Annotated in this window: 9 protein-coding genes and 1 tRNA gene; 4 read left to right on the top strand and 6 right to left on the bottom strand. The window is 65.9% G+C overall.

Features of this window, described 5'->3' with window-relative positions; genetic code table 11:
* The 3 genes from O2807_08870 to O2807_08860 all read right to left on the bottom strand — a co-directional run.
* Positions 1-231, bottom strand: a 231-nt coding sequence (locus O2807_08870; GenBank protein MDA1000607.1) for a hypothetical protein, incomplete at its 3' end; no start/stop codon positions are given.
* A gap of 168 nt (positions 232-399) precedes the next feature.
* A complete protein-coding gene (locus O2807_08865) occupies positions 400-600 on the bottom strand; it encodes a cold-shock protein (GenBank protein ID MDA1000606.1) in 201 nt (66 codons plus the stop codon).
* Between the two features lie 217 nt (positions 601-817).
* On the bottom strand, positions 818-1723 hold the full coding sequence (locus O2807_08860; GenBank protein MDA1000605.1) for a DMT family transporter: 906 nt from the start codon (positions 1721-1723) through the stop codon (positions 818-820).
* A gap of 152 nt (positions 1724-1875) precedes the next feature.
* Between O2807_08860 and O2807_08855 the strand changes: the two genes are divergently transcribed.
* The 3 genes from O2807_08855 to O2807_08845 all read left to right on the top strand — a co-directional run bounded on the left by O2807_08855 (position 1876) and on the right by O2807_08845 (position 5516).
* Entirely contained in the window at positions 1876-3303 is a 1428-nt protein-coding gene (locus tag O2807_08855) for a beta-ketoacyl synthase N-terminal-like domain-containing protein (protein MDA1000604.1), read from the top strand.
* Between the two features lie 82 nt (positions 3304-3385).
* Positions 3386-4489 (top strand): FAD-dependent oxidoreductase, encoded by a 1104-nt coding sequence (locus O2807_08850; protein ID MDA1000603.1) that lies wholly within the window; start codon positions 3386-3388, stop codon positions 4487-4489.
* Positions 4490-4517: 28 nt separating this feature from the next.
* Positions 4518-5516 carry a zinc-binding dehydrogenase gene (locus O2807_08845; GenBank protein MDA1000602.1) on the top strand — a complete coding sequence of 333 codons (999 nt, stop codon included), beginning with the start codon at positions 4518-4520 and terminating at the stop codon, positions 5514-5516.
* Positions 5517-5670: 154 nt separating this feature from the next.
* On the opposite strand, the gene O2807_08840 is transcribed toward O2807_08845, so the two are convergent.
* Positions 5671-6414, bottom strand: coding sequence for a ZIP family metal transporter (locus tag O2807_08840; GenBank protein ID MDA1000601.1), 744 nt, complete (start codon positions 6412-6414; stop codon positions 5671-5673).
* Positions 6411-7169 (bottom strand): ZIP family metal transporter, encoded by a 759-nt coding sequence (locus tag O2807_08835; GenBank protein MDA1000600.1) that lies wholly within the window; start codon positions 7167-7169, stop codon positions 6411-6413. The genes O2807_08840 and O2807_08835 overlap by 4 nt, the downstream gene beginning before the upstream one ends.
* A 198-nt stretch (positions 7170-7367) precedes the next feature.
* Between O2807_08835 and O2807_08830 the strand changes: the two genes are divergently transcribed.
* Positions 7368-7442 (top strand) — tRNA-Glu (locus tag O2807_08830).
* Between the two features lie 11 nt (positions 7443-7453).
* Here the strand turns inward: O2807_08830 and msrA are convergent.
* Positions 7454-7915, bottom strand: coding sequence for a peptide-methionine (S)-S-oxide reductase MsrA (gene msrA, locus O2807_08825; protein ID MDA1000599.1), 462 nt, complete (start codon positions 7913-7915; stop codon positions 7454-7456).
* Positions 7916-7974 lie beyond the last annotated feature (59 nt).

The raw sequence follows: 7974 nt of genomic DNA, 5'->3' as shown, positions 1-7974 counted from the left end.
GCTCTTCTGGCAGGCCTCGGCCCAGGCCGCGCCCTCCGGCGCATGCGGCCTGCCGTTGATGATGTCCACGACCGATTTCACCGCCGCCTCCGGGTCGGCCCCGCCGAGGTCGGTGTAGGGAAGCATGGAGCAGGCCTCGAAGCACTTTCCGCAGACAGTGCAGGCCTCCGTGATGGCGGAAATCCGCTCCTCCATCATCAGATCGAAGGACGATAGGGCTTCGATGGCCATGGCTTCCCTCGCGGCGATGGAGAATGGCAGCGGATCTCCCCGCACTTTAGAAAACCCGGCCGCTCCCCGTCAATGCGCCTCTTTCTGCGCTGTCGAAAATGGGGCCGCAAAAAAAAGCGGCGGCCGTTTCCGGCCGCCGCTCTGCGATGTCTTTCGTCTTTCCTTGAGCTACGCCTTCATGACATTTTGAGCCTGGGGTCCTTTCGGTCCCTGGGTGATGTCAAACGTCACCCGGTCCCCCTCGCTCAAGGATTTAAAACCCTCCGACTGAATTGCAGAAAAGTGGACGAAAACATCATCTCCATCTTCCTGTGAAATGAATCCAAAACCCTTTGCGTCATTAAACCACTTTACTGTTCCCTGTGCCAATTTCTTAATCTCCTGCAGATGCAAGCTGATGCCCGCCGATTGCGCCGATCGCAAATTGCCCGGGCACCAAAAAAGGCAATATAGCATATGGGCATAATTCCGCCAACATACAAAAAATCAAGGGGGTGCGAAAAAAAACGGGAAGCTCCGGGCGGGAGATAGTTCATATAATCCTTTATTTTTCATTTAATTACAAAATAAAAGCGGCAAGGTGCCCTTACCCGGCGCTCACCGTGATCAGCACTCCGCCGGCCACCACCAGCAAGGCGGCCAGGACGACCCGCAGCGTGATCCGCTCGAGCCCGCCGAGAAACACCGCGCTGAAAATAACCACCCATAAGGGATACAAGCGGCTCAAGGGGAGCACCGAGGAGATTTGGCCGATCATCAGCGCGTTCCAGTAGAGAGAAGCCGCAAACAGGTTGAACAGGCCCGCCAGGGCGAACCATCGCGCGCCGGCTGGCTTCACCCGGATCCGTCCTCCCCCCGGCAGAAGCGGCCGCACCATCAGGAGCACCAGGCTCCCGGACGCGAAGGCAACCCCCAGGCCGAGGATCGGCGTCCGCTGATAGGCGAAGGCGAATTTCGAGAACACCGGCAGCATCGCATAGGCCACCGAGGAGATAAGGGGAAAGATCAACTCCCCGCGGAACCAGACCGCGAAACGCTCCCGCTGCCGCCCGCCCTCCCGGAACGCGAAAAGAGTCACGCCGGTGACGATGAAAACGGTCCCCATGACGACCCAGATCGAGGGGCGCTCGCCGAGGATGCTCACCGCGAGGATCACCCCCCAGATCGGGGTGGAGGCCTGGACCAGGGTGGCCCGGCTCACCCCCATCCGCTCGATACCGATGAAATGGGTAAAAGTCCCCACCCCCTGACCCATGATGCCCAGGGCGGCGAACCAAAGGAGGGGCGGGAGGGTCGAGTTCGCCATCGAGCCGTCGTAAAGGGAGTAGCCGAGCGCCCCGGCGCTCACCAGCCCGTGAATGATGAGAACGGCCGCCAGCGGGGTGCCGGTCCGCATGCCCTGGCGCAGGCTGACGAGGCAGGCGCCGTACAAAAAAGTAGATCCGGCGGCCATCAACTCGCCGGACCCGACTGAGGAGAGAAAATTCACCATTTTCCGGATTATACCTGTATCCCATCCGGCAGCACCACTCACGCCCCCCTCCTCCTGAAGCGCCCACTCGGTTGACGCCCCCACCTTCGACGGGTACCACTTTTGGCGAATGATGTGAGTCGAAAGATTCGAACCGGGAGGCGGAAAACTGCATGGGAATATTCATCGCGGGCGGCGGCATGACGCGCTTCGGAAAACGGGCCGAGCGCATGCAGCTGCTCATGGAAGAGGCGGCCGCCGAAGCCTTCGATGAAGCGCGCCCGCACGGCATCACCCGCGAGGACGTGGACTCCGTCGTGGTCGGCATGCTCAATCCCGCGGAATTCCTCGACGAGGGAAACTCCGCCAGCCTCATCGCCGATCATCTGGGGCTGACCGGCGCCGCCGCCTGGCGGGTCGAGACCGCATCCTCCACAGGGGCCGCCGCCCTCCAGAGCGCCTGCCTCGCGATCCTCTCCGGCCGCTACGAAACCGTGCTGGTTCTGGGGGGCGAGAAGGAGAGCCAACAGAGCACGTCGGACGTCACCGCCCGCCTCGCCCGGATGATCGACCGCTCCGAGCGCCAGATGGGCGCCACGATGGTCGCGCTGGCCGCGCTCGTCTCCGAGTACTACCGCCGGCAGCGCGGCATCGGCGATGCCGAGTGGGAAGACCTCAGGGGCCGCATCGCGGTCAAGAACAGGGGAAACGGCGCCCACAACCCGTATGCCCAGTTCCGCCGGCCAATCACCCTGGCACACCATGCGGCGAGCCGCTTCGTTTCCACGCCGCTGCGCCTGTTCGACTGCGGCCCGATATCGGACGGGGCGACCGCGATGCTCCTGACATCGCGCCGGGCGCCGCACCGGATCGCGGGTCTGGGCCATGCCACCGACACCCAGGCGCTCTCGCGCCGCCGCTCCATGATCTCCTTCGAGGCGAACCGCCGCGCGGCCCGGGCCGCCTACCGCATGGCCGGGGCCGGTCCCGGCGACATGGACATCGCCGAAGTGCACGACGCCTTCACCGTCATCGAGATATTCTCCGCCGAGGACCTCGGCCTGTTTCCTCCCGGCGGCTACGGAGACGCCCTGCGGTCGGGAAGGATTGAGATCGGAGGCGCGCTGCCCGTCAACGCCTCGGGCGGCCTGATCTCGCGGGGACACCCCATCGGCGCATCCGGGCTGGCGCAGGTGGTCGAACTGCACCGGCAGCTGGGCCGGGACGGCATCCGGGCGGGCCAGCCGCCCCGCCGGGGCATCGCCCTGAGCATGGGCGGTCTCGCCACCAACAACCTGGTCACCATCATCGAGAGCGAGGACGCCCCCCCGCCGGAGGACACCCCGCCCCCGCCGGAGGACGCCTCGGCCGCGCAAGGCTGGGTCCCCATCGGCGCGCCCCCTCCGCGGCGGGGCGTCATCCGCGCGGCCACCACCCTCCACACCCCGCCGGCGGGATTCGACCCGCCCCTTTATTTCGGCCTGGCCGAAGGCGAGGCCGAACACGGCCGGCGGACGGTGCTCGTCCGCGCGGCGAGGGCGCTCGCGCCGGGGGAGGAGATCGGGCTCGTGCAGCGCCCGGACGGGCTCTTCGCCGAATAGATCAACCTTCACTCCCTGATGGAATTTTTCATCCAAAAACCGTAAGGTCTCGGCAAGGAACAGCAACAAAAACGGGGAGAAAATGACGGACACCCTGGTCGTCGGCGGAGGGGTGATCGGGCTGCTCATCGCCCGGGAGCTGGCCCGTTCGGGCCGCAAGGTCACCCTCCTGGAAAAGGATCGTCCGGGCGGGGGCGCGACATGGGCCTCCGCGGGCATCATCTCGCGCTTCGGGACGAGCGGGGTGGCCGAGCGCGGCGGGGAGGCGGGCCTGCTCCTTCGGGAGAGGTCATCAGCCCGCTGGCCGGAGCTGGCGGCCGCGATCAACGAGGAGAGCGGGCTGGACCCCGAGTACCGCGAGAGCGGGGCGCTGCTCCTCGCCCTCACTGAAAGGGAAGCGGCGCAGCTTCAGAGCGATCCGGCCCGGAAGAAATGGGGAAAGACCGAGTGGCTCTCCGCAGACGAGCTGCGCGGGGCCGAACCCGCCCTCTCCCCCGCCCTCACAGGCGCCCTTCTTCTCGAGGGAGGAAGCGTGGACACCCGGCGGCTGGCCCAGGCGCTGGAGATCGCCTGCCGCAGGCAGGGCGTCGCCATCCGCACGGGGGCGCTCGTCCGCGAGGTGATCGCGGAGGGAGGGCGCTTTCGCGGGCTCCGCATCCAGGAGGAGACGATCGCGGCGGAGAGCGCCGTCATCTGCGCCGGAACCGGCAGCCCCGCCATCGCGGGCGCCCTGCCGCGCCTGCCCGTCACGCCGCAAAAGGGGCAGATCTTCGCCCTCGATGCGCGCGCCATCTCCCTGCGCCACGTTCTCCTGACGAACAACGATCCCTACTTCGTCCCCCGGACGGACGGAAGACTCATCATCGGCGCCACCCGCGAGTTTGCGGGCGAGGACCCCCGCCACACGGTGGGCGGGCTCTCCTGGCTTTTTTCCGCCGGGATGGCGGTGATCCCCGCCATCGAAAATCTCGCCATCTCCGAGATGTGGACCGGCTTCCGCCCCTTCTGCGCCGACGGCCTCCCCGCCATCGGGGCGGGCGCGCTGGAGGGGCTTTTCTTCTGCACCGGCCATGGCCCATCGGGCATCGGGCCGGCACCGGCGAGCGTCGAGCTCGCCGCCGCGCTCATCTGCGGCGCGCCGCCGCCCTTCGATCCGGCGCCCTTTGACCCGAAAAGATTCGTCTGATCAATCATCATCTTTTGAGGGAGTCCCCATGAAAGCCATCACAGTACAAGGCAGCGACGGAATCGAAGGTCTGAAGTACGGCGAAGTTCCCACCCCCGAACCCGGGCCCGGCGAGGCACGCGTCCGGCTCCGGGCCTCGGGCATCAACCACACCGACATCTACCAGTGCACCCCCGGGATGGTGCAGCACCCGAAACCCCACACCATGGGGGCGGACGGCGCGGGGGTGATCGAGGCCGCCGGCGATGGCGTCTCGCTCAAGGAAGGGGACGAGGTCATCATCAACCCGAACCTCGGCGATCCGACCCGGCCGGGCTTCGGCATCGTCGGCGCCGGCTGCGAGGGCACGCACGCCGAGTGCATCGTTCTCGCCGCGGCGAACTTGCGCCCCAAGCCCGCCCGGATGTCCTTCGAGGATGCCGCCGCCTTTCCCCTCGCCCTCTGCACCGCCTACCGCCAGGTCGTCACCCGCGCCGAGGTCGGCCCCGGCGAAACCGTGCTCATCCACGGCATCGGGGGCGGCGTGAACCTCTTCGGCTTGCAGCTCGCCGTCATCTCCGGCGCCCGGGTCATCGTCACCTCCTCGGAGCCGCGCAAGCTCGAGCTCGCCCGCGCGTTCGGCGCCGAGATCGGAATCAACTACCGCGAGGAGAACGTCGCCGAGGCGGTGAAGGCGGCCACCGGGGGGCGCGGCGCCGATGTCGTCATCGACAACGTGGGGACCGCCACGTTCCCCCTGAGCATCGAGTGCCTCGCCCAGAACGGGCGGATCGCCTTCGTGGGCGGCAGCTCGGGACAGATCGTGGACGGCATCAACCTGCGGGTGCTCTTCTTCAAGCAGGCCTCCCTCCTCGGCTCCACGATGGCGCGACCCGAAGAGTTCGAGGCGGCGATGTCCCTCGCCGAGAGCGGGAGGATCCGCGCCCACATCGACCGGACCTTTCCCCTCTCCCGCTATCAGGAGGCCATCCGCTACGTGGACGAGGGAAAGCAGCTCGGCAAGGTCATCATCACGCGGGAGGCGTAGCGGGCAGTGGGTCTATTTGCACAATGGACCCGCGGTGTCATTCCGAAGGAGCGTAGCGACCGAGGAATCTGCTTGTGGAAAAGCAGATTCCTCGCGCCTCCGGCGCTCGGAATGACAAGAAATACAAGCAAACTGACCCATTACCGAGTCGTGTTCAGATGTAGCGCTGAAAGAGGATCATGAGCCCGAGCGTCAGGCTGACGATGAGGCCGACGGCGGGGCGGCTCGCCTTTTCGTAGGCCTCGGGCAAAAGCTCGAGAAAGACCATGAAGACCATCGCGCCCGCGGCGAAGCCCAGGCCGTAGGGCAGCACGGGCCGGAACGCCTCGACGAACAAAAAGGCGGGCACTGCCATGAGGGGCTGGGGCAGTGAGGAAAAAACGCTCCAGAGGGCGCACGAGAGAACGGAAGATCCTTTCGGGCGCATCACCGCGCTGATCGCCAGCCCCTCGGGGATGTTGTGGACGGCGATGGCGATGGTGATGAGGGCCGCCAGCCGCTGCCCGCCGCCGAAGGCCACTCCGACCGCCACCCCCTCGGAAAACGAATGTACCGTCATCACCGCGATGATGAGGACGATCTGGCGGGCGCCCGCGCCGCGGAGCTTCCCGAATCCCACGTCCAGATCGTGGAGGAAGTGGTGGGCGATGGAGATGAACAAAACCCCCGCCGCGCCCCCGATGAGCGTCTGCGTCGCGCCGTGGCCCGTCCCCTCGAGGATGAGGCCGAAGCTCGCGCCCAGCATCAGCCCCGCCGCCGATGCGTTCGCGAAGGCGACCATCCGGTAGGAGACCTGCCGGACGAAAAGGAAGGGCAGCGCCCCCAGGCCGGTGGCCAGGGCGGTGATCGCGCCGTAGAAAAAGACCAGAAGAACCGGTGTCACCTGAATGCCCCCTATCGAACCAGCATGCCCAGCAAACCTTCCGCCATGACGATGCCGCCCGCCGAGAGGCTCACCAGCACGGCGACGCGCCCGCTCCCCGCCTGGTGGTAGCTGGCGGGAAGCAGCTCCGTCAGGACGAGGTACATCAGGGCGCCGGCCGAGAGGCCGAGCACCCAGGGAAGCAAAAACGGGGCCGCCGCGACGATCGCATAGGCGACGATCGCCATCATCACCATCGGCACATCGGAAATGATGCAAAGGCCCGCCGATTCCTTGAGCGATACGCGGCGCAGCCGCAGGGCCGCCGTCAACCCCATCGCCTCGGCGATGTTGTGCACCGCGAGGGCGAGGGCCAGGAAAATCCCCAGCCGCAGGCTCACCGCCATGCCCACCCCGATGGCCACGCCCTCGGAGGCCGAGTGAAGCGCGGAGAGAAGTATCAGCTTGTAGCCCTCGATGGCGCCTACGGCTTCATCCGGCAGCGTCTCGATCTCCCCCGTCCCCGAGTAGGAGTGCATCCAGAAGGTGTAGCCCACCCCCAGGCCGGCGCCCAGAATCGTGGGCAGGGTGGCCATCGAGCGGAGACCCTCGGCCATGAGGATATAGGCGGCCCCCAGCATGAAGCCCGAGGCCAGCGCATAGGCGCACCCGAGCCAGCGCATGGGCACCTGGGCCCGGACCGCGAACGGAAGCACGCCCGCCGCCGCCACGAGGGCGGCCAGTGAGGAATAGAGAAGAACGGTCAAAACGGCATCAGGAGGACTCGCCAATCTTCGCTCCCGGAGGGCCAGAGGGGGATTCAAATTTTTGAGGTAAAATAAATTAAATACAATGACTTAAGATAAAATATCCAGAAAATACATGAGACTTGGCTCGACGGAAATCCGGGTTGACGCCACCGGTGGCGAAAGCTATAGTCGGCCCGTTCTGGGGAGAAAATCCCTTGCCTCCTGCATCATGCACCGCTCGGCCCCATCGTCTAGCGGTTAGGACGCCGGCCTCTCAAGCCGGAAACACGGGTTCAATTCCCGTTGGGGCTACCAGGCGGTGCCTCCTAGTGAAACACCCCCATCTTCTCAAAGTACTGCTGGTGATAGTCCTCCGCCATCCAAAATTCAGAGGCGGGCGTAATCTCCGTAACGATGGGGCGTGAAAAGCGGCCGGACTCCTCCAGCGCTTTCTTCGATGCGCTCGCCGCCTTTTGCTGTTCGGGCGAGAGATAGAAGATCGCCGAGCGGTACTGGGTGCCGACGTCGGGACCCTGGCGGTTGAACTGGGTCGGATCGTGCAGGCCCCAGAAGATTTCCAGGAGATCCTCGTAGCCCACCTGCTCCGGCTCGAACTCCACCAGGACCGCCTCGGCGTGTCCCGTCGCGCCCGAGCAGACCTGCTTGTAGTTGGGGTCATCGGCGATACCGCCCGAGTAGCCCACCGCCGTCCTGGATACGCCCTCCACCTTGCGGAAGGCCGCTTCCACCCCCCAGAAACAACCCGCTCCAAAAATGGCCTGCTCCATCTTCCGCGCACCCCCTGTATGACAAAACTTGAATACGAACCGCCCCCGACCGCCGGCCC

The organism is bacterium (assembly GCA_027622355.1).
Lineage (GTDB): Bacteria > UBA8248 > UBA8248 > UBA8248 > UBA8248 > JAQBZT01.
This window is presented reverse-complemented; position numbering and strand designations above follow the sequence as displayed.

Coding starts and splice junctions, on each gene's coding strand:
- O2807_08860 (MDA1000605.1), bottom strand. CDS start 1,723: ATGGTGAATTTTCTCTCCTCAGTCGGGTCCGGCGAGTTGATGGCCGCC.
- O2807_08845 (MDA1000602.1), top strand. CDS start 4,518: ATGAAAGCCATCACAGTACAAGGCAGCGACGGAATCGAAGGTCTGAAG.
- O2807_08855 (MDA1000604.1), top strand. CDS start 1,876: ATGGGAATATTCATCGCGGGCGGCGGCATGACGCGCTTCGGAAAACGG.
- O2807_08850 (MDA1000603.1), top strand. CDS start 3,386: ATGACGGACACCCTGGTCGTCGGCGGAGGGGTGATCGGGCTGCTCATC.
- msrA (MDA1000599.1), bottom strand. CDS start 7,915: ATGGAGCAGGCCATTTTTGGAGCGGGTTGTTTCTGGGGGGTGGAAGCG.